The 19,532-nt window shown below is 64.8% G+C and carries 15 protein-coding genes and 2 pseudogenes; 7 read left to right on the forward strand and 10 right to left on the reverse strand.

Features of this window, described 5'->3' with window-relative positions:
* Nucleotides 1–387: 387 nt before the first annotated feature.
* Nucleotides 388–3,909: a DNA polymerase III subunit alpha gene (gene dnaE, locus MFF07_RS08075; protein WP_147813878.1), complete on the forward strand. Its 3,522-nt coding sequence runs from the start codon at nt 388–390 to the stop codon at nt 3,907–3,909.
* Nucleotides 3,910–3,918: 9 nt separating this feature from the next.
* Here the strand turns inward: dnaE and MFF07_RS08080 are convergent, their stop codons facing one another.
* The 5 genes from MFF07_RS08080 to gltX all read right to left on the reverse strand — a co-directional run bounded on the left by MFF07_RS08080 (nt 3,919) and on the right by gltX (nt 10,198).
* Nucleotides 3,919–5,526, reverse strand: a complete 1,608-nt coding sequence (locus MFF07_RS08080; protein ID WP_238231482.1) for a P-loop ATPase, Sll1717 family — start codon at nt 5,524–5,526, stop codon at nt 3,919–3,921.
* 409 nt (nt 5,527–5,935) lie between these two features.
* Nucleotides 5,936–6,340 carry a VOC family protein gene (locus tag MFF07_RS08085; protein WP_147813880.1) on the reverse strand — a complete coding sequence of 135 codons (405 nt, stop codon included), beginning with the start codon at nt 6,338–6,340 and terminating at the stop codon, nt 5,936–5,938.
* A gap of 209 nt (nt 6,341–6,549) precedes the next feature.
* Complete coding sequence (locus tag MFF07_RS08090; RefSeq protein WP_147813882.1) at nt 6,550–6,909, reverse strand: hypothetical protein; 360 nt, start codon at nt 6,907–6,909, stop codon at nt 6,550–6,552.
* Nucleotides 6,910–7,309: 400 nt separating this feature from the next.
* Nucleotides 7,310–8,599, reverse strand: coding sequence for a citrate synthase (locus tag MFF07_RS08095; RefSeq protein ID WP_147813884.1), 1,290 nt, complete (start codon nt 8,597–8,599; stop codon nt 7,310–7,312).
* Nucleotides 8,600–8,800: 201 nt separating this feature from the next.
* Nucleotides 8,801–10,198, reverse strand: coding sequence for a glutamate--tRNA ligase (gene gltX, locus MFF07_RS08100; protein ID WP_147813886.1), 1,398 nt, complete (start codon nt 10,196–10,198; stop codon nt 8,801–8,803).
* Nucleotides 10,199–10,366: 168 nt separating this feature from the next.
* On the opposite strand from gltX, the pseudogene MFF07_RS08105 reads away from it, so the two are divergent.
* From MFF07_RS08105 to MFF07_RS08120, 3 genes and pseudogenes are all read left to right on the forward strand, one after another.
* Nucleotides 10,367–11,251, forward strand: a pseudogene (locus MFF07_RS08105) (DUF4131 domain-containing protein); the annotation flags it as partial.
* A gap of 488 nt (nt 11,252–11,739) precedes the next feature.
* Nucleotides 11,740–11,937, forward strand: a complete 198-nt coding sequence (locus tag MFF07_RS08115; RefSeq protein WP_238231484.1) for a polyhydroxyalkanoate synthesis regulator DNA-binding domain-containing protein — start codon at nt 11,740–11,742, stop codon at nt 11,935–11,937.
* 316 nt (nt 11,938–12,253) lie between these two features.
* A complete protein-coding gene (locus MFF07_RS08120; RefSeq protein WP_238231485.1) occupies nt 12,254–12,466 on the forward strand; it encodes a hypothetical protein in 213 nt (70 codons plus the stop codon).
* 23 nt (nt 12,467–12,489) lie between these two features.
* Here MFF07_RS08120 and MFF07_RS08125 read toward each other — a convergent pair whose 3' ends face one another.
* The 5 genes from MFF07_RS08125 to MFF07_RS08145 all read right to left on the reverse strand — a co-directional run bounded on the left by MFF07_RS08125 (nt 12,490) and on the right by MFF07_RS08145 (nt 17,284).
* Nucleotides 12,490–13,185, reverse strand: coding sequence for a VIT1/CCC1 transporter family protein (locus MFF07_RS08125; protein ID WP_238231486.1), 696 nt, complete (start codon nt 13,183–13,185; stop codon nt 12,490–12,492).
* 5 nt (nt 13,186–13,190) lie between these two features.
* Nucleotides 13,191–13,745: a cytochrome b gene (locus tag MFF07_RS08130; protein ID WP_238231487.1), complete on the reverse strand. Its 555-nt coding sequence runs from the start codon at nt 13,743–13,745 to the stop codon at nt 13,191–13,193.
* Nucleotides 13,746–13,808: 63 nt separating this feature from the next.
* A complete protein-coding gene (locus MFF07_RS08135) occupies nt 13,809–14,612 on the reverse strand; it encodes a Dps family protein (protein ID WP_238231488.1) in 804 nt (267 codons plus the stop codon).
* 613 nt (nt 14,613–15,225) lie between these two features.
* Entirely contained in the window at nt 15,226–16,614 is a 1,389-nt protein-coding gene (locus MFF07_RS08140; RefSeq protein WP_238231490.1) for a sensor histidine kinase, read from the reverse strand.
* Complete coding sequence (locus tag MFF07_RS08145) at nt 16,607–17,284, reverse strand: response regulator transcription factor (RefSeq protein ID WP_238231492.1); 678 nt, start codon at nt 17,282–17,284, stop codon at nt 16,607–16,609. Before MFF07_RS08145 ends, MFF07_RS08140 begins: the two co-directional genes overlap by 8 nt.
* A 177-nt stretch (nt 17,285–17,461) precedes the next feature.
* On the opposite strand from MFF07_RS08145, the gene MFF07_RS22800 reads away from it, so the two are divergent.
* The 3 genes and pseudogenes from MFF07_RS22800 (at nt 17,462) to MFF07_RS08160 (ending at nt 18,747) form a co-directional block, all read left to right on the forward strand.
* On the forward strand, nt 17,462–18,157 hold the full coding sequence (locus MFF07_RS22800) for an efflux RND transporter periplasmic adaptor subunit (RefSeq protein ID WP_306424633.1): 696 nt from the start codon (nt 17,462–17,464) through the stop codon (nt 18,155–18,157).
* A pseudogene (locus tag MFF07_RS08155) lies at nt 18,130–18,429 on the forward strand (ATP-binding domain-containing protein); the annotation flags it as partial. The gene MFF07_RS22800 and the pseudogene MFF07_RS08155, both read left to right, overlap by 28 nt.
* A gap of 90 nt (nt 18,430–18,519) precedes the next feature.
* Nucleotides 18,520–18,747: a hypothetical protein gene (locus MFF07_RS08160; RefSeq protein ID WP_238231494.1), complete on the forward strand. Its 228-nt coding sequence runs from the start codon at nt 18,520–18,522 to the stop codon at nt 18,745–18,747.
* The last annotated feature ends 785 nt before the right edge of the window (nt 18,748–19,532 follow it).

The following is a 19,532-nucleotide window of genomic DNA, read 5'->3' on the forward strand; positions in this document are numbered from 1 at the left end:
ACCCCGTTAACCCCAGTCTCCGAACACCCCATCCACAGGCTTTACACAGAACAAAACAAGAACAAAGATCGCTCTAGCGGAACGGAGCGAGCGCAGCCATGATCCGAAACACGCTTTTCACGAACCTCGTCGAATTCGCGGCCTTCGGTCTCCTCTCGGGGGCGGTGGTGCTTTGGGCGGTAGCCTTGGCGCCGATCCATTGAGCGAGGCTTTCGCCCGAAGATCCGTCCACAGGCAAACGCCTGCAGCCGGCGTTGCGCGCAGGGATCGGCCCCGCGGCATGATGCGGGAGGGGGAGGGGCGGTGGATATCGGGCTTCGTGTTCCCGTGCGCCTCGACCCCCGCTGTCGACTCGCAGATGGTGTCGGCCTGCAACAAAGGTCCCCCATGGCGCGCGTGCTGAAGGAGGTCGGCTTCGTCCACCTCCACGTCCACTCCTCCTATTCGCTGCTCGAAGGCGCGCTGAAGGTCGGCGACATCGTCAAGGCGGCGGTCGCCGACCGGCAGCCGGCGCTCGCGCTCACCGACACCAACAACCTGTTCGGCGCGCTGGAATTCTCGGAGAAGGCCTCCGGCGCCGGGCTGCAGCCGATCGCGGGGATGCAGCTGACGGTCTGCTTCGAGGACCCGGACCCGAAGGTGCGGGGCTCCGTGCACGGCCTCGCCAACCTCGTCCTGCTGGCCCAGAACGCCACCGGCTACGGCAACCTGCTGCGGCTGGCGAGCCGGGCCTATTTCGACGTGCCCCTCGGCGAGCCGCCCCGCGTCACGGCCGCGGCGCTGAAGGAGTCCGGCGCCGGGTTGATCGCGTTGACCGGCGGCGCCAGCGGCCCCCTGGACGCGGCGCTGCGGGCCGGCCGGCCGGAACTGGCACTGCGCCGGATCGAGGCGCTGAAGGCGGCCTTCGGCGAGAGCAACCTCTATGTCGAGCTGCAGCGCCACGGCCTTGCCGACGAGCGCGCGGTCGAGCGCGAACTGCTCGGCCTCGCCGAGCGCAACGGCCTCGGGCTGGTGGCGGCGAATGAGCCGTTCTTTTCCAAGGCTGCCGATTACGACGCGCACGACGCGCTCCTCGCCATCGCCGAAGGCCGACTCGTCTCGGACGAGCGCCGCCGCCGGCTGACGCCGCAGCACGGCTTCCTGACGCGGGCCGAGATGGGCACGCTCTTTTCCGACTTGCCCGACGCCCTCTCGGCGACGGTCGAGATCGCCATGCGCTGCGCCGTCCGCGTGCGCACGCAGAAGCCGATCCTGCCGAACTTTGCGCGGGTGGCCGCTGGCGAAACGCCGAACATGGCCGAGGCTGTCGCCGAAGCCTCCGACGCCGTGCCGCAGGAGGTTGCGGCCGACGAGCCGACCGAGCTGCGCCGGCAGGCCGAGGCCGGGCTCGAACTGCGGCTGAAGCAGCACGGCACCGCGCCGGGTTTTTCCGAGGACGATTACCGCACGCGGCTCGCCTTCGAGCTCGACGTCATCACCGGTATGAAGTTTCCCGGCTACTTCCTGATCGTCTCCGACTTCATCAAGTGGGCCAAGGACCACGACATCCCCGTCGGACCGGGCCGCGGCTCGGGCGCGGGCTCGGTGGTGGCATGGTCGCTGCTCATCACCGACCTCGACCCGCTGCGCTTCGGCCTGCTGTTCGAGCGCTTCCTCAACCCCGAGCGCGTCTCGATGCCGGATTTCGACATCGACTTCTGCGTCGAGGGCCGCGAGCGCGTGATCCGCTACGTGCAGGAGCGCTACGGCGAGGCCCAGGTCGCGCAGATCATCACCTTCGGTACGCTGCTCGCACGCGGCGTGCTGCGCGACGTCGGCCGCGTTCTGGAGATGCCCTACGGGCAGGTCGACAAGCTGACGAAGCTGGTGCCTCAGAACCCGGCAAACCCCGTGACGCTGTCCCAGGCGATCGAGGGCGAGCCGAAGCTGCAGAGCGCCATCGAGGAGGAGCCCATCGTGGCCCGCCTCATGGACATCTCGAAGAAGCTCGAAGGCCTGCACCGCCACGCCTCGACCCATGCTGCCGGCGTAGTGATCGGCGACCGGCCGCTCGAACAGCTCGTCCCGCTCTACCGCGACCCGAAGACGGGCATGCGAGTGACCCAGTTCAACATGAAGTGGGTCGAGCAGGCCGGCCTCGTGAAGTTCGACTTTTTGGGTCTCAAGACCCTGACGATGCTCAGGTGCTGCACGGACCTCCTGAAGAAGCGCGGCATCGAGATCGACCTCGCCTCGCTGCCGCTCGACGACGAGAAGACCTACATCCCCATGGGGCGCGGCGAGACGGTCGGCGTGTTCCAGGTGGAATCCGCCGGCATGCGCAAGGCTCTTTGCGAGATGCAGGCCGACCGCTTCGAGGACATCATCGCGCTGGTGGCCCTCTACCGGCCGGGCCCGATGGCCAACATCCCGGTCTATTGCGAGCGCAAGCTCGGGCGCGACGCCGGCAACGAGGCCGCCTGGTACCCGCACGAAAAGATCGCGCCGGTGCTGAAGGAGACCTTCGGCATCATCGTCTACCAGGAACAGGTGATGGAGATCGCCAAGGTCCTGGCCGGCTACTCGCTGGGCGAGGCCGACATGCTCCGGCGCGCCATGGGCAAGAAGATCCGCTCGGAGATGGACGCCCAGCGCGACCGCTTCGTGAAGGGCTGCGTCGAGCGCGGGCTCTTGAAGCCCAAGGCCAACGAGATCTTCGACCTCCTGGCCAAGTTCGCCGATTACGGCTTCAACAAGAGCCACGCGGCGGCCTACGCCCTGCTGACCTACCAGACCGGCTACCTCAAGGCGAACCACCCCGTCGAATTCCTCGCCGCCGCGATGAACCTCGACATCGACGTCACCGACAAGCTCGCCGAATTCCGCCAGGACGCGCAGCGCCTGAAGATCGTCGTCGAGCCGCCCTCGATCAACAGCTCGGGCGTCACCTTCGAAGTGCACGAGGGCCGCATCGGCTACGCGCTGGCCGCGATCAAGGGCGTCGGCCGCGCCGCCGTCGAGTCGATCGTGGAGGCGCGCGGCAGCGAGCCGTTCAAGGACCTCGCCTGCTTCGCCCGGCGGCTCAACCCGCGCCACGTCAACAAGCGCACCCTCGAAGCCCTGATCGCCGCCGGCGCGCTCGATTGCATCGAGGCGGACCGCGCCCGCGCATGGGCCGCCGTCGAGCCGATGATGAAGATGGCGCAGGGCGCGGCCGAGGCCGAGGGCAGCGGCATCGACGACATGTTCGGCGGCGTCGCCGCCACCTCGGTCGGCCTGCGCATCCCCGGCCACGAGTGCTGGCCGATGGCCGACACGCTGAAGCGCGAATACGAGGCGATCGGCTTCTTCCTCTCGGGCCACCCGCTCGACGAATACGGCGACCTCCTCCAGAAGCTGCGCGTGCAGAGCTGGTCGGAGTTCTGCGCCACGGTGCGCGCCAACGGCGGCGGCTTCGGCAAGGTCGCGGCCTCCGTGCTCGACCGCTCCGAGCGCCGCACCAAGAGCGGCAACAAGCTCGGCATCGTCACCCTCTCCGACCGCACCGGCCATTTCGAGGCGATCGTCTTCCAGGAGGGGCTGAACCAGTACCGCGACATCCTGGAGCCCGGGAAGCCGCTGGTGCTCACCCTCCAGGCCAACCTCGAAGGCGAGGACGTCCGCGCCCGCATCACCACCGCCGAACCCCTCGACGCCGCCGTCGCCCGCCACCAAACCGGCATGCGCATCTTCATGCGCGACGAGCGCCCGATCGGCTCGGTGCAGCAGCGGCTGACCATGCGCGGCGAGGGTGAGGTGTCCTTGATTTTGATGCTCGACGGGGGCGAGCGCGAGGTCGAGGTGAAGCTGCCGGGGAAGTATCAGGCCAGCCCGCAGGTGGCCGGGGCGCTGCGGGCTGTGCCAGGGGTGGTTCAGGTGGAGGTGAATTAGATTTCGTCTCTATATCGGCGAAAATGCCAAGGCTGAATGCAGCATAGGGTGGATTCTAACTCTTGCTGCATCGGGGATTACGCTTGGCGCAATAGAAGGCTCATCCAGATGGGAATAGCTAATCCTCTCGTTAGTTCTAAGCTTTACACCAATGGCGCCAACTCGGTACAAAATAGAAAGGGCCTCTTTTACAAATACCATCGGCTCTCCGCCACCTTCAATGTAGGCAATCGCTGCTGCATGAATAGGATCAAAGTCTATTTTCGGATCGGCCGCGATTTCTAAGGCGCATTTCTCGGCAGATTTATCTTCTACCAATTTGTCAATGCTGAAACTTTCCTTCTTTGCGGACGCGACGAAATCGAGCAAGCGCTTCAATGTCGGAAAAGCACTCAGCCATTCCTGTTCAAGAGCATCGCGCCGGATGCGAGAATATTCTTTCTCTGCTTGCTTTATTTTTGCTGCAGAAATTTCATATGTTCCATCCGATACTTTGAGACATTGATTAACAAAAGCGATTATGTCGCGTGGTCTCATAAGTGTTCTATCAAGCATGTAATCCATTGGATCTACGCTTCCAACATTATAGGCAAAAACATCTGTAAACTCTAAATTAGTGCTAGGACTGTATTGTTTTCTAAAAAGAGTCCTAATTATTTTGTTTATAAGGTCTGTTAAAAGTGCTTTATTCCATTCGATTCTCAGAAAATAATCTTCATATTTTTCGCGCTGGAATGATAGATTTTTTGTCTCCTGCAGTACTCGCTCAAGAATGTCTGATCGCATGCAGACTATAAGTTTGAGATTCGATATTCTTCGAAACGCTTTGAGAGACTCGATCAGTGCGCGAATTAGCCGGAATCTTATGCTCGTATCTACCCAATGTTCATCAAGTTTATCAATGAGTATATAGTAATTTCGGCCTCCATAATAGCTTTTGCCATCGTCATTGTCACTAAGTATGTCAATTACACCTGCGAGCTCAGCAAGTTGATCTGCGCTGATAACTTTTCGGGCTCTTGAGATAAGTTCAGACTTTTTATCTGTGCTTAATTGCTTGGCATACTGACCGCGAGATTTTATTTTGTGTGTTTCTCCCCCAAGCTCAATCTCAAGTTTATTTTCCATTTTTTCAGTCAATTCTTTTATGTTTTGATCCATTGTGATCCAGAATTTCGACTCCCACTCCTTTAAATAGCTGAGACTTTTTTTCTTTCGTGGATCACCGCCAAAGCGGTCGCACAGTTTGTCAAATATACTTCTAGAAGACGATTCGTCCGTGATATCCCACCGCAGGCGTATGTATTCTATACAAAGAACGTGTTTCCATAGTGTCTGAAAAAACAGATCTAAATCTGCGCCAATAGTATGAAGAAAATTCAATATATCTGAGTTGGCGACGTAGTTCATTGCCATATTAAGAGGTTCTAATTCATGACAATGATTATTATTATTGATTATATATCGAACTATAGCCGTCTTTCCAGCGCCTGTTCGACCATCTAGTATCATCCCAGCGTGTCCGGGGTCTATGCTTCTCTGTACAGCAGGATGATGTACAAAACACTCGAACAGAAATTCATCGTCAAATTCGGCGGCATTACTTCCGATCGACATGCCATTCTTGAGAATAAGTTTGTTTGAATTCCTGGACGTACGGGACATTCGAGGGTCACCAATGGGTTGCAGGCACTGTAACAAATAAACTTGCACTACGCAGCCTAATATCAAACACCTTTGTTGGCTACCCTGCTCAGTTGCACCACGATTTCAAAGATGTCTCCGGAAGAAGCCCGTTTGCTAAAAATAAATTTTCAAGAAACAAAAATAAATATGTTTTATTTATTCTGTAGTGTTAAGAAGTAAATTTTAGAAGTCGATTTAAAGAATGAATAGTATTTAGAAAATATATATTATATCTAGGCAAGCTACTAAGTCAATAAGTGCTGTGATTGTGTTATGTTGATCGAGATGACTTGAGGAATGACGGAACGGTAAAATTTTATTCCGTGTTTGGAGAACGCCCCTACAAAAATCGCCACCCCCGCTGCAACACCTCGATCTTGTACCCATCCGGGTCTGCAATAAAAAAGAACCGCGCCTTGCCGCCGCTGGAATGCGCAAGCTCCTTGAGATTCCCCGGCGCCAGGCCCGCGTCCTTCATCCGGGCATGCGCAGCGTCGAGGTCGGCGACCGAGACGGCAAGGTGGCCGTAGCCGTTGCCGAGGTCGTAGGGCTCGCTCTGGCTCTTGTTGACGGTCAGCTCCAGCTCGAAGCCGGATTCGGGGTTCGACAGGTAGATCAGGGTGAACCCGTCGAAGTCGAGCCGGTCGGCGATCTCGAGGGCGAAGGCCGTGCGGTAGAATTCGAGGGAGCGGGCCTCTTCGCGCACGCGGACCATGGCGTGGATCAGCTTCGGCGTGTCGGTCATGCGCGGTGTCCGGCTTTGGATGGCGGCAGGTTCGATCGCGGAAGTAGGGCTGCGGCCGGGTGGCGGGTAGTGGGAGGATGGCGCCGCCGCCCACTCCACCACACTGCGCATGGTCCCCCTCGCCCACGGGGCGAGGAAACGCGCGACATCCTCCTCCGCCACTGGGGGAGGTGGCCGCGAAGCGGACGGAGGGGGTCTACGCCTCCCGATCAGGCAGGCGAATCGAGTTCCGTAAACGGCTCGGTCCGGTGCCCCTCGCAGACCTCTGCCTCGTCGCTGAGCACCTTGAGCACCCCACCCTCGTGGCGGATCACGGCCTTCGGCCGCTCCGCCTTGCCGAAGGTCCGGCCCTTCATGTGGCTCGACACGCAGTAGAGGGTGCGCCCGCTATCGTCGAACGGCCCGCTGATCCGGCTCTTCTCGAAGCGCACCGGGAGGATCGAGATCGAACCGAAATCGACCTGGCCGAGGGTCAGCGCGGCGATGCGCGCGCGCAGCGTTCCGGTCGACGGGGACGGGGCGGCGGAGGTCGCGATGCCGGTGCATCCGCCGGTCGAAAGGGCCAGCATGGCGGCGAGGCAGGCCACCTGGACCCGAGGCAGTATGAGCGCCGGTCGCACTGACGATGCCCGGCTGACCGGATCGCGCCCGCCTTCGTCATTGCGAGCCGCAGGCGAAGCAATCCAGGGCAGCCGCTCCGGCGTCGTGTCCGTGGCCCTGGATTGCTTCGCGGCGCTCGCAATGACGGCAGGGGCTTCAAACGATCGGTTGGTAGCTGAAACTCGGTAGCGCATCGTCCCACGGGCCTCCCTTCGGAAGGCTATCGCAGCTCACTGCGTGGATAGAGTGCCGCGGCGACACGATCGGCACGCGCGTCGATGGCTGTCCACAAGCGTCCGCGCTGGTCCGTCGCCGTCGTTCCGGGTCCCGCGGCGCGGCCCCGGAGCGACGTGGTGCGAAAGACGGCGGTCAGCCGCGCTGGGCGATGTTGACGTAGTCGCGCTGCTCCGGGCCGACATAGAGCTGGCGCGGGCGGCCGATCTTCTGGGCCGGGTCCTGGATCATCTCGGCCCACTGGGCGATCCAGCCGGTGGTGCGGGCGAGCGCGAACAGCACCGTGAACATCGAGGTCGGGAAGCCGAGCGCCTTGAGGGTGATGCCCGAATAGAAGTCGATGTTCGGATAGAGCTTCTTCTCGATGAAGTACTCGTCCTCGAGCGCGATCTTCTCGAGCTGCACGGCGACTTCGAGCAGGTCGTCCTTGATGTTGAGCTCCTTGAGCACTTCATGCGTGGTCTTCTGCATGATGCGCGCGCGCGGATCGTAGTTCTTGTAGACGCGGTGGCCGAAGCCCATCAGGCGGAAGGGGTCGTTCTTGTCCTTCGCCTTGGCGACGTATTTGGCGACGTTGTCGGGGGTGCCGATCTCCATCAGCATCTTCAGCGCCGCCTCGTTGGCGCCGCCATGGGCCGGACCCCACAGGCAGGCGATGCCGGCGGCGATACAGGCGAAGGGGTTGGCGCCCGAGGAGCCGGCCAGACGCACCGTCGAGGTCGAGGCGTTCTGCTCGTGGTCGGCGTGCAGGATGAAGATCTTGTCGAGCGCGCGGGCGTAGATCGGGTTGACCTGGAAATCCTCGCACGGCACTGCGAAACACATCCGCAGGAAGTTCGAGGTGTAGTCGAGGTCGTTCTTCGGATATACGAACGGCTGGCCGATCGAGTATTTGTAGGCCATCGCCGCCAGGGTCGGCATCTTGGCGATCATGCGCAGGGAGGCGACCATGCGCTGGTTCTCGTCCGAGATGTCGGTCGAGTCGTGATAGAAGGCCGAGAGCGCGCCGACGCAGGCGACCATGATCGCCATCGGATGCGCGTCGCGGCGGAAGCCCTGGAAGAAGCGGTTCATCTGGTCGTGCACCATGGTGTGGCGCGTGACCCGGTAGTCGAAATCCGCCTTCTGAGCGGGCGTCGGCAATTCGCCGAACAGCATCAGGTAGGCGGTCTCGAGGAAGTCGCCCTGTTCGGCCAACTGCTCGATCGGATAGCCGCGATAGAGCAGCACGCCCTCGTCGCCGTCGATGTAGGTGATCGCCGATTCGCACGAGGCGGTGGAGGTGAAGCCGGGGTCGAAGGTGAAGATGCCGGTCTGGCCGTGCAGCTTGCCGATATCGAGGACACTCGGCCCGATCGTGCCGGACTTGACGGGCAACTCGACGCGCTTGTCGTCGACCGTGATGGAGCTGGCGGAAACGCTCATGGACGCGCGGACCCTTTCTCGCGACGGGCAGCACCGGTCCGGAGGCCGACGGGTCGAACGCTCCGGACTGAGGCGGAACCGCAGATTTGCTGCAGTTGCTCACTCAGTCACCGGGTTAGCGGATCGCTCGACCGCCAGCAACGGGGAGGTCCCGCCTGCTGGCGTGTTGCGATGCGAAAACCGGGCCGTCCGGGCGCGATTCTAGGCGGCGATCTGGTCGCGAAGCCGAGCGAGCGATTCCTCACGGCCGAGCACCGCCATCACGTCGAACAGCGGCGGCGAGGTCGCCCGCCCCGTGAGCGCGGCCCGCAGCGGCTGGGCGACCTGTCCGAGCTTCAGGCCCTGCGCCTCCGCGAACTTTCGCACCTCGGCCTCGGTGGCGGCGGCCGACCACTCCTCCAAGGCTTCGAGCGCGGGGATCACGAGGCCGAGCCGCGCCTTCGCGTCGTCGCCGAGGAGGCCCTTGGCCTTGTCGTCGAGCGCCAGCGGCCGGGCGGCGGTGAGGTAATAGGCGCTGTCGAGAAGCTCCACGAGGGTCTTGGCGCGCTCCTTCAGCCCCGGCATCGCCGCGACGAGTTTTTCGCGCAACTCTGGTGCGATCGGCTCGGGCACGATCCGCTGGATCGCGTCGACCAAAGTCGCGTCGTCGCTGCCGCGGATGTAGAGGCCGTTGAGGTTCTCGAGCTTGGCGAAATCGAAGCGCGCCGGCGAGCGGCCGATCGCCTTGAGATCGAAGGCCGCGACCATCTCGTCCGTCGAGAATACCTCCTGGTCGCCGTGGCTCCAGCCGAGGCGGACGAGGTAGTTGCGCAGGGCCGACGGCAGGTAGCCGAGGTCGCGATAGGCCTCGACGCCGAGCGCCCCGTGGCGCTTCGAGAGCTTGGCGCCGTCGGCCCCGTGGATCAGCGGGATATGCGCCATGGCCGGCACGTCCCAGCCGAGCAGCTTGTAGATCTGCGCCTGCCGGGCGGCGTTGGTGAGGTGGTCGTCGCCGCGGATGATCTGAGTGACGCCCATGTCGTGGTCGTCCACCACCACGGCGAGCATGTAGGTCGGGTTGCCGTCCGAGCGCAGCAGCACGAGGTCGTCGAGATCCTTGTTCGCCCAGGTGACGCGGCCCTGCACGGCGTCGTCGACGACGGTCTCACCCTCGGTCGGCGCGCGGAGGCGAATGACCGACTTGGCGCCGGCCGGCGCCTCGGACGGGTCGCGGTCGCGCCAGCGGCCGTCGTAGCGCGGGGCGCGGCCTTCGGCGCGGGCGGTTTCGCGCATCTGCTGCAGCTCTTCCGCGCTGGCGAAGCAGCGATAGGCGTGGCCCGAGGCGAGCAGCGTCTCGGCCGCCTCGCGGTGGCGGTCGGCCCGGGCGAACTGGTGGACGGGCTCGCCGTCCCAGTCGAGGCCGAGCCAGGACATGCCGTCGAGAATCGCGTCGATCGCCCCCTGCGTCGAGCGCTCGCGGTCGGTGTCTTCGATCCGCAGCAGCATGCGCCCGCCGAAGCGGCGCGCGTAGAGCCAGTTGAACAGGGCGGTGCGGGCCCCGCCGATATGCAGGTAGCCCGTGGGCGAGGGCGCAAAGCGCGTGACGACGTTGGACGGCATCGGGAGGCTGACTGCTGAATGGGTGTGGAGCTGAGCGGATCTGTGGATCGACCGCCCCGTTTGGCGGAGTCCGGTACCCGATCCAAGGCGCGCCTGTAGCACGCGCCGAGGGATGCGTTAAGAAAACGTCACGGGGTCTCGCGACCGGGCTGCGACGGAACCAACCGGATGGCGGGGCAGCGCGCGGCATCGGCGGTACGGAGCCTTCCGGCTCGCGTCGCCGGCCGCCTGCCGGTGCCCTCGCTGGCCCTAGGGGATCTTCGCGATGGCCTCGTCGGCGCGCTCGCGCAGGAGGCCGGCCAGCGCCGGCTGTTTCCCTGGCTCGCGGTAGCCTTCGGGGCGGGAATCCTCGTCGAGCTGACCGCGACGGACGGGCCGCCGATGCTGGTCGCGCCGCTCTCTGCCGCAGTGCTCGCCGTCGCGACGAGCTTCGCCCTGCGCGCCAGGCCGGTGGCGCTGGCCCTGATGCTCGCCCTCGCCGCAGCGTTCCTCGGCTTTGCCGCCGCCGCCTATCGCGTCGCCAGCGTGGCGAGCCCGGTCCTCGCCCGCACGATGATCGCGCCGCTGACCGGCCTCGTCGAAGCCCTCGACGAACGCGAACAGGGCGCCCGGCTCGTCGTGAAGGTGATCGCCTTCGGCACGCTGGAGGAGGTGGGGCGCCCGACGCGGGTGCGGGTCTCCTATCGGAAGGCGCAGGCGATCAAGCCCGGTGATCGGATCAGCGCCGTCGCGCGGCTGCTGCCGCCACCCGAGGCGGCGCGGCCCGGTGGCTACGATTTCGCCCGCGATGCCTATTTTCGCGGCATCGGGGCCGTCGGCTCCCTGACCGGCCGGATCGACGTGATCGCTCCGACCGGGCCGTTGCCCTGGCGGCTCCGCCTCGCTGCCGCGATCGACGACGCTCGCAACGCGCTCACCCGACGGATCACCGACGCCAATGGCGGGCAGGCCGGCGCCGTCGCCGCAGCCCTCGTCACCGGCAAGCGCGGGCTGATCTCGCCGCAGACCAACGACGTGCTGCGCGCGGCGGGGATCTATCACGTGGTGACGATGATGCGTGTCTGCCGGCATCTCCATACCACTTGGTTGGAGTACCCTGGGCCGGGCGCGACGGCATAGCCTGGACATCGAAAACGCGAAGGGGATGCCCTTTGAAATAGAGAAGAAGGCCTCAGGGACACCGTCGCGCAGGACTTCCTCACTACCCGGTGCACCCCAGATGGCGACATTGAGAGGTCTGACGCTTGTCGTCGGGCACGGCAAGGCGCTGCGAGCCCTGGTGATGGTACTCGAAAAGCTCGGCCCGGGCGACGTCGAGTGCATTGAACTCGCGACCGGGTCGATACGTCTCCACGGCTCCGCCTGGACACCACCATCGCCCCTGGAAGGATATTCGGCCGAGGTCCCTCAGTGTCTCGCGGATGGGGCAGAGGGTCGGGCCACGAGCGCCGGTCGATCATTGCACGCCCAACTCCCAGACTATAATCGTTCCAAGGTAAGGATCCTGCCGAGCCGTCGGCGACGCCAGACCCATGGAAGCGATGCCGAAGAAGAAACCGCAACCCATCCTGCAGCTCAAGCGCTACGCCGGCTCCCGCCTGTACGATCCCGGGCGCAAGACCTACGTCTCCGCCGAGGACCTCGAATGGTTCAGGGCGGAGGGGCATCGCGTTTTCGTCCGGGACGTCGAGACCGGGCAGGACGTCACCGACGCCTGCATGGACCGCCGGATGCACTGACCCGGGAACGATCCCACGTCTCGGGCATGGTTGGAGCGGTTCCGCGCAATCCGGGGCCGACGCCGATCCGCCAGGCCGGCCATCATGGCCAACGGCATCGGATCGGTGGTGGCCGACCCGGCCCTGGAATAACCGAACCCTCCTCGCCATGTCCCCAGGAAGCGGTGACGGCGGCTCCTACCAGGGTCTCGGCGCCGTCGGCCGCCATGGGAAGCATGCGGCTCCGTTCGTCGCGGGTCGCATGGTCATGCCATCGTGGCTCGCCGCAGGGGATGCGGCCATGAGAGCGATCCGTCACCTGCCGAGCGAGGATCGGATGCCCTCGATCCGTGCCGGGGTGACGACGGCACGTCGCGACTCCCGCATCGGAATTCCCGCAAACGATAACCGCAAGGCCGTCGAACGACCCCTAACGGCAGGCGTCGGCATGGCCCTCATCGTCACCGCACGATTGCTTCTTGGGGCAAGTTGCAACGGGTTCATCGCGGCCGGAGCCTGCCTGCTCGGCATCGACCAACAGGTGCCTTGAGCGCGCGACCAAAGACCGGTCGCTCAGACGGCCTTTCCGACGAGATGGCCGATGCCGGCCGTGACGGCCATCGCCGCCGCACCCCAGAACGCCACACGCGCGGTCGCTCGCGGGATGGCGGCCCCCCCTGCCTTGGCCCCGAGCGCACCGAGTACGGCCAGGAACAGCAGGGAGGAGCCCGACACCGCGTAGACCACGACGTTCGCCGGTGAGAGCGCGGCAACGAGCAAGGGGAGGGCCGCCCCGGTGGAGAACGTCGCCGCCGACGTCAACGCCGCCTGGATCGGTCGCGCCGTGGTGAACTCGGAGATGCCGAGTTCGTCCCTGGCATGGGCGCCGAGCGCATCCTTTTCCATGAGTTGGTCAGCCACCTTGAGCGCGAGGTCATGGTCGAGCCCCCGCGCGACGTAGATCGACGCGAGCTCCTCACGCTCGGCGGCCGGGTCCTCGTCGAGTTCCCGTCGCTCCCTCGCAAGGTCCGCCTGCTCGGTGTCCGACTGGGAACTGACCGAGACGTACTCGCCGGCCGCCATCGACATCGCGCCGGCCACGAGTCCGGCCGTCCCGGCGACGAGGATCTCCCCGGACGCGGCGGAGGAGGCGGCGACGCCGACGATGAGGCTGGCCGTCGAGACGAGGCCGTCGTTGGCGCCGAGCACCGCGGCCCTCAGCCAGCCGACGCGGTCGATCAGATGGTTTTCCTTATGGACCCGTCGCATGATCGTCAGTGTCTTTCGAGAGGAGCGGCCGATGCGCGGCCCGGAAGGATGCGGCTCAGCACGGCGTCATGCCAGAGGTAATGGTGGACGAGCGCGGCCGCGGCATGGAAGGCGGCGACCGCCATCAGGATGTTGGCAGCAAGACCGTGCCACTGGGTCAGCGGCTTGCGCCATTCCGGATCGCCGAGTTGCGGCAGGGCAATCGGTCCGATCAGGGTGACGCCGCGCACGAAGGCGTTGGCGATGCCGAGCCCGGCGATGGCGAAGAGCAGCAGGTAGAGGGCGGCATGGGTCGTCTTGGCGAGGACATGGAGGGGACCCGGATCCTCGACCGGCAACTGGCGGCCCTTCGTATGCCGCCAGGCCAGCAACGCGACGATGACGCCGGTGAAGGCGAAGCCCAGGACGAAGTGGGCCGACCAGATTCCCGACCGAAGCGCGCCCTTAGGAACGAGATCTTCGAGGAAGGTGCCGACCAGCCAGAGGATCAGCACCAGCCCGGCCATCAGCCAGTGCAGGGCGATGGTGGTGCGGTCGTAGGCGGCTTGATGGATCGGCATGTCATGTCCCGTCGGAGTGGGTCACGCCCGCGCCGTGGGGGGCGCAGGCGTGACCGGAGTGCATCAGGGCTTCGACGGCGCCTGGGGCGCGAGGTCGACGGGCTTGTTGTCGTTGAGGTCCCACCCCGTGTTCGGGTCGGTCTTCGTGCGCTGAAGCTGGGCACGCATCTGCCACTGGTACTTGGCGATGCCGTGCTCGACCTCCTGCAGGAGGTTGGAGGTGGTCGGGTCGACCTGCTCCGTCGCCTTGATGGCGGCGTTCACCTCCTCGCCGACCCGCTTGTAGGCGTTGGTGAACCAGACCAGGATCTGGGCGTCGTCGAGGAAGCCCCCGGGGATCTCGGGAACGCCCGAGGTCCTCACGATGGTGTTGGCGCGCCCGTCCGCCGAGCTCCCGACCGCCAGCAGGCGCTCGGCGATGGTGTCGGCGTACTTGGACAGGCCCTCGTAGTGCTCCTGGAGGAGCAGATGCAGCGGGTAGTAGAGGGTGCCGGACGCGTTCCAGTGCGCCTGCTTGGTCTGGAGCTGCAGCTGCTGCAGCTCGGTCAGGGTCTGCTGAAGGGCCGCGACATCCTTCTTGATCGCGTCGGCGCCGCCATCGAGCCCGATGACAGGCATCCCCGACATCTCGTTGGTCGGAAAGGCGCCCACCGGTTGCGGGCTGGTGGTCTTGGTCTGCGAGGCGCCGCGGACATCGTCGGTGCTCTTGGCGGTTGGCTGGTCGGCCTGGGCGAGGTCGATCCGCGAGAGGACCTTCATCGCGCTCGGCGCAGAGGGTGCGGCGGTCGGCGTGCCGTTGGCGAGGACTGGAAGCGGCAGGGCGGTCCCGACGAGAAGCAGGGCCGAGAGGAGACGAGCGTTCTTCATGAGGTGCCGAATTGACCTTGGTGCGTGCACCGCCCGGACGGGCGATGTGAACCTTGGAAACGGCTGCAGTTTAGAAGCGTTCGAAAATGACGCCGAATTTAAGATTGCCGCAAGTTCCGGGATACGCCGAAGGAGACGGCTGACGCTCTCGGATATTGCGCATGTCGGTCACGGGTAGTGCATGCCATAACCCCTGAGCGTCAGTCATCGCCGCCGTGGCATTCCATACCCGGCGGAGCGGTCGAGCAATTGAGTTCGCAAGTCTGGTCCGCCCTGCAGTACCATTGAAGGGACCCCCTGCTGATGCACGAGCCTGCGCCGTGCTTGTGTGGAACGCCGACCGGTTCGGAGAAGGACAGCGGCGGATCATTGCGGACACGTGAGGGCCCTGCAGTCGCCGATGAGCTGATCATGGCGAAGGCGATGAGCGCGTAGGCCCACCTTTCCACCGCAAGAGCATTTCTGGGCATCATCGGGTAAGCGTCCCACCAAAGCAGACCCCGGAACAATTCTTAAAATTATATTCATTTTCGGGTCGCGGCCTTGACGGGAAGTAGTCCGGCGCCAGCCGCGTCCCGGACCCTCGTTCCATGGTCCGCGGGCGGGCAGCCGGTCATTCCGTGATGGTCGAACGCCGGTCCGCCACCGGGCATTCCATCTCGAAACGACATCCGCCTGCTCGACCGTCGCCGACGGTCAGCGAGAACCCGTGCAGCTTGGCGATTGCGGCGACGAGGCCGAGGCCAAGTCCGTTGCCTTGGGTCTGTCGAGCGCGTTCCGCGCGATAGAATCGCTTGAAGACCTGGTCACGCTCGCCGGCGACGATTCCGGGGCCCGTATCCTCCACCGATATCACGGCGTCGCCATCGCCGTCGCGTCGGTCGAGACCGAGCCTGACGCTGCCCCCAGCCGGCGTGAACTTGATCGCGTTGTCCAGGAGGTTCGAGATCGCCTCGAAAATGAGGCTTCGGTCACCCTCGATGGCCGGGACACCCGCGTCGACCGTCGCTTCGAGGTCGATCCCCTTATCCTCGGCGAGGGGCTCGAACAGTTCCGCCGCCTCGCTCACCACGAGCCCAAGGTCGACAGGACCGAAGGCGGCGCATCGGCGGCCATGCTCGATCTCGCCAATGCGGAGAACCGCCGTCACCATCTCCAGGGTCTGATCGATCCAGACCAGCCCCTGGTCCACCGCCTCGCGCAGTTCGCCGATGTCCCGTGCCTGGTCGCGGCCGCGCTCCAGGCGCAGCCGGAGCCGCGTCAGGGGTGTGCGCAGGTCGTGTGCCACTGCGTCGCCGACGCTACGTACCTCGTCCATGAGCCGCTCGATCTCGTCGAGCATCCCGTTCACGTCCCGCGCCAGGCGGTCGAACTCGTCCCCGGCATCGCCGACCGGAAGCCGCTGGCGCAGGTCCCCACGCATCACCCGGGCGACCGCCGCCTCGGTCGACGCCAGCCTGCGCTTGGCACGCCCGGCGAGCAGCACGCCGCCGAGGATGGAAAAGGCCAGGGTCGGGACAAGGGCGAGGCCGAGCGCCCGGATCACCGTGGACTTGGCGCGGTCGATCTCGTCGGTGTCGTGGGCCACCACCACGACGGTGCCATCCCCCAGGGCCACGGCCGCGGACCAGAGATCCTCGTGCAGGCGCCGTCCCGCGATGGCGACCTCGGTGCCGATCCGGCGGACCTCGCCATCCAGGGACAGGTTGGCCGGCCGCGCATCGAGGTTGCCCGCGAGCTTTTTCCCGTCGGGACCGAAAAGGCCGGCGAAGTGGACGCTGTGCAGGTCCTCGCTGATCCAGGTCTCGATGCGGTTCGCCGCCTGCCCCGGGTCACGGGCGGCATAACGGACCTCATGGCGTAGGACCTGGTTCAGCTCGTCCTGCATGAAGGCGGCGGTCTGCCAGTACACGAAGGCGAACAGCATCAACGACAGCAGGGTCGACCACAGGGCGATGCCCAGCGCCCAGCGGAAGGCGAATGAGCGGGTCAGCCTAGACATCGGGTGTCAGGGTGAAGCCCTCTCCCCGGACATTGTGGATCAGGATCGGCTCGCCATCGACCTCAAGCTTCTTGCGCAGGCGTCCGACATGGACGTCGATGAGATTGGATTTGGGTGCGAACCGGTAGTTCCAGACCTCCTCGAACATCATCGCCCGGGTCACGACCTGCCCCGGCCGTCGCATCAGGTATTCGAGCAGCTTGAGCTCGCGCGGCAGGAGGTCGAGGTCGCGCACGCCCCGGCGTCCGGTCCCGGCGAGCAGGTCGAGCTCCAGTGTCCCCACCCTGAGGACCGTCTCGCGGGAGTCCGTCGGCCGCCGCAGCAAGGCCTCGATCCGGGCGGCGAGTTCGGCAAGGACGAAGGGCTTGCCGAGATAGTCGTCGCCACCGGCGCGCAGGCCGCGGATGCGCTCGTCGACGTCACCCAGCGCGCTCAGGACCAGCGCGGGCGTCCGGTCGCCACCCCCGCGCAGGTCCCGCAACACAGTGAGCCCGTCCAGGCCCGGAAGCATCCGGTCGAGGACGATGGCGTCCCACGAGCCCGTTCGCGCGCGGGCGGCGCCCTCCGGTCCGGTCGCGGCCCAATCCACGGCGTGTCCGCGCCCACGCAGGTCGGCGAGGATCTCCTCGGCCGTCGCGGCATCGTCCTCGATCAGAAGCAGCTTCGCCAACCCGGTCCCCTCACGGGCTCACGCCCCCATCCCCGATGCGTGATGTGGTTCGGGACTGGTCTCGGGACCACGAGTGTGAACGCGAATTTAATGGCGGGTGCGGCCCCAAGCCCTATGTCTTAGAACAACTCTAATCTGGTTTGGATCGATATCTTGCTGAGGGAGGCTGAGACCGACATGCCCGGGACCGGCGATGCCGAGATCGTCGACCGTGGCGGGGTGCGGACGTCGGTGAATGCCGGTGGTTCGGGCGCGAGGGGAACCCCTATCGGCACCGCGGCGCCCGTCCCTGCGTCCGCAAGGATCGGTCTCCGCTCGTGGTGTGCGCTGGTCGTATGCCTGGCCACGCTCGGGCTGGCCGGCTGGTGGTATCGCGACGCCGTCCGGCCTTATGCCGAACCGCTTCTCCAGACGGTCGGGTTGGCGCCCGCGGCACCCGAGGCCGCGACGACGACCCCTGCCGCCTCCGAGCAGCCGACAGAGGACAACGTCGTCCGGCTCGATGCCGACGGCCAGGGCCGCCTCGGACTGGCCTTCGGGCAAGCCGAGACGCGCCGGATCATCCTGCCCGTGCGCACCCCCGGCATGGTGGCCTTCGACGAGCGCCGGGTCACCCGCCTGAAGCCCCGTACCTCGGGCCGGGTACTCAGCCTCGCTGTTCAGCCCGGCGACCCGGTGAAGGCCGGCCAGACGCTGGCCACGCTCGATGCCTCCGGCGTCCTCGACGCCCGTAACGGCCTCGCTGCGGCGCAGGCCAGCCTCGGCGAGGCGCAGGCCACGGAGAAGGTCGCCGAGACCAACCTGAAGCGCGGCAGCGACCTCGTGAAGCTCGGCGGGGTTGCGTCGTCGTCACCTTCGACGGGCGAGAAGTGATCTACCCCTACGGCGAGCTCGATACGCTGGTGCCGGCCTTCGCCACCACGATCCATAAGAGCCAGGGATCGGAATATCCCGCCGTGGTGATCCCGATCGTGACGCAGCACTTCAACATGCTGGCAAGAAACCTGCTCTACACCGGCGTCACGCGCGGCAAGCAGCTGGTCGTGCTGATCGGCCAGCGCAAGGCAATCGGCATGGCCGTTCGAGGTGGAAGCGCCAAGCGACGCTGGACGAAGCTGCGAGAGTGGTTGCTCAACCCCCGCTGATCGGCTGGCTCACTGACCAGGTTGGTGCCCGCTTCTTTTTCGACGGATCCCCGCCGCGGATCAGCCCTATTAACGCACCACTGACATCCTATGGACAACCTTGAAGGTGCACGAGTGCCGACGATCCCGACTGCCGTTATAGCTGGCCTCTGTTCGGCGATCGTCGTGGCCGCATTGAGCGTCGTCGCCTTGGATCAGGCCCCGTCGAGAGGCGATGCTCCGGTCGTGATGATGAGCGCGGCGGTCGAGCTCGCCGTCGCGGAGGCAATCACTTTCACCGACGCCACCGGCAACCACTATCGGAAGCGTCGAGATTAAGCACCCCGAGTTCGGCCGTTCTTCGATCTGCCCCACGCATGGCGTCGCCCGTTACATGATCTGCTTCCGGTGCCAGAGAAGCTGCGCCAGGCTGACCGAACACCCGCAACCGAAATCGCCAAGGGCCTGAACGTGGAGGGCATCCAGACGGTGCGTAGAGGCCCGTGGGCGGCAAGGATCATCTGAGGGCTGGCATTGCCGGCCAATGAGCTGGTGCCCGTCCACGAGGCTGTAGCGCAATTTTAGGCCTCCAGCCGCTATCCGCCTAGCGCACCTTCTGATCCCCAAAACGGCGTCCCTCACGAAGACGAATTCGCGAGATCGCTACGGAAGATGAAGTCCCAGGGCTACCGGAATGGCCCGGAGGTCTCGGACTTTGCACTCGATGCGATCCTGGTCATGTCCTTGGACATAAGCTGTCTGGCTTTCGCGAGATCGCGACCGGCGAAGATCCGAGTGCTTCTGCGCGAAGATGCCGAGGGCAATGTCGCGTTCGAGTACGACCGCCCAGCCACTACCTTCGGACAGTTTAGAAACACGGAAGTCGATCGCGTCGCGGCTAACCTTGACGCGCAACTCCGGACCACGCTGGCCACGGCTGCGGGCTGAGAGATCGTAGCGAATTCCCGAAATAGCAGCGACGGGCACCGAAATCGTTCTGCTCTTGGCTCTTCTGGGTTCACACCCTCGGGTATCAAGCCCGCTGCTCCGTGACGGCCCTGCGCAGAAAGCAGTGTGCCAGGCCATAACCCCAGGAGAACTCATGCAAATCCGGCCAGAGCACC

It is taken from the genome of Methylobacterium thuringiense (assembly GCF_022179645.1).
Lineage (GTDB): Bacteria > Pseudomonadota > Alphaproteobacteria > Rhizobiales > Beijerinckiaceae > Methylobacterium > Methylobacterium thuringiense.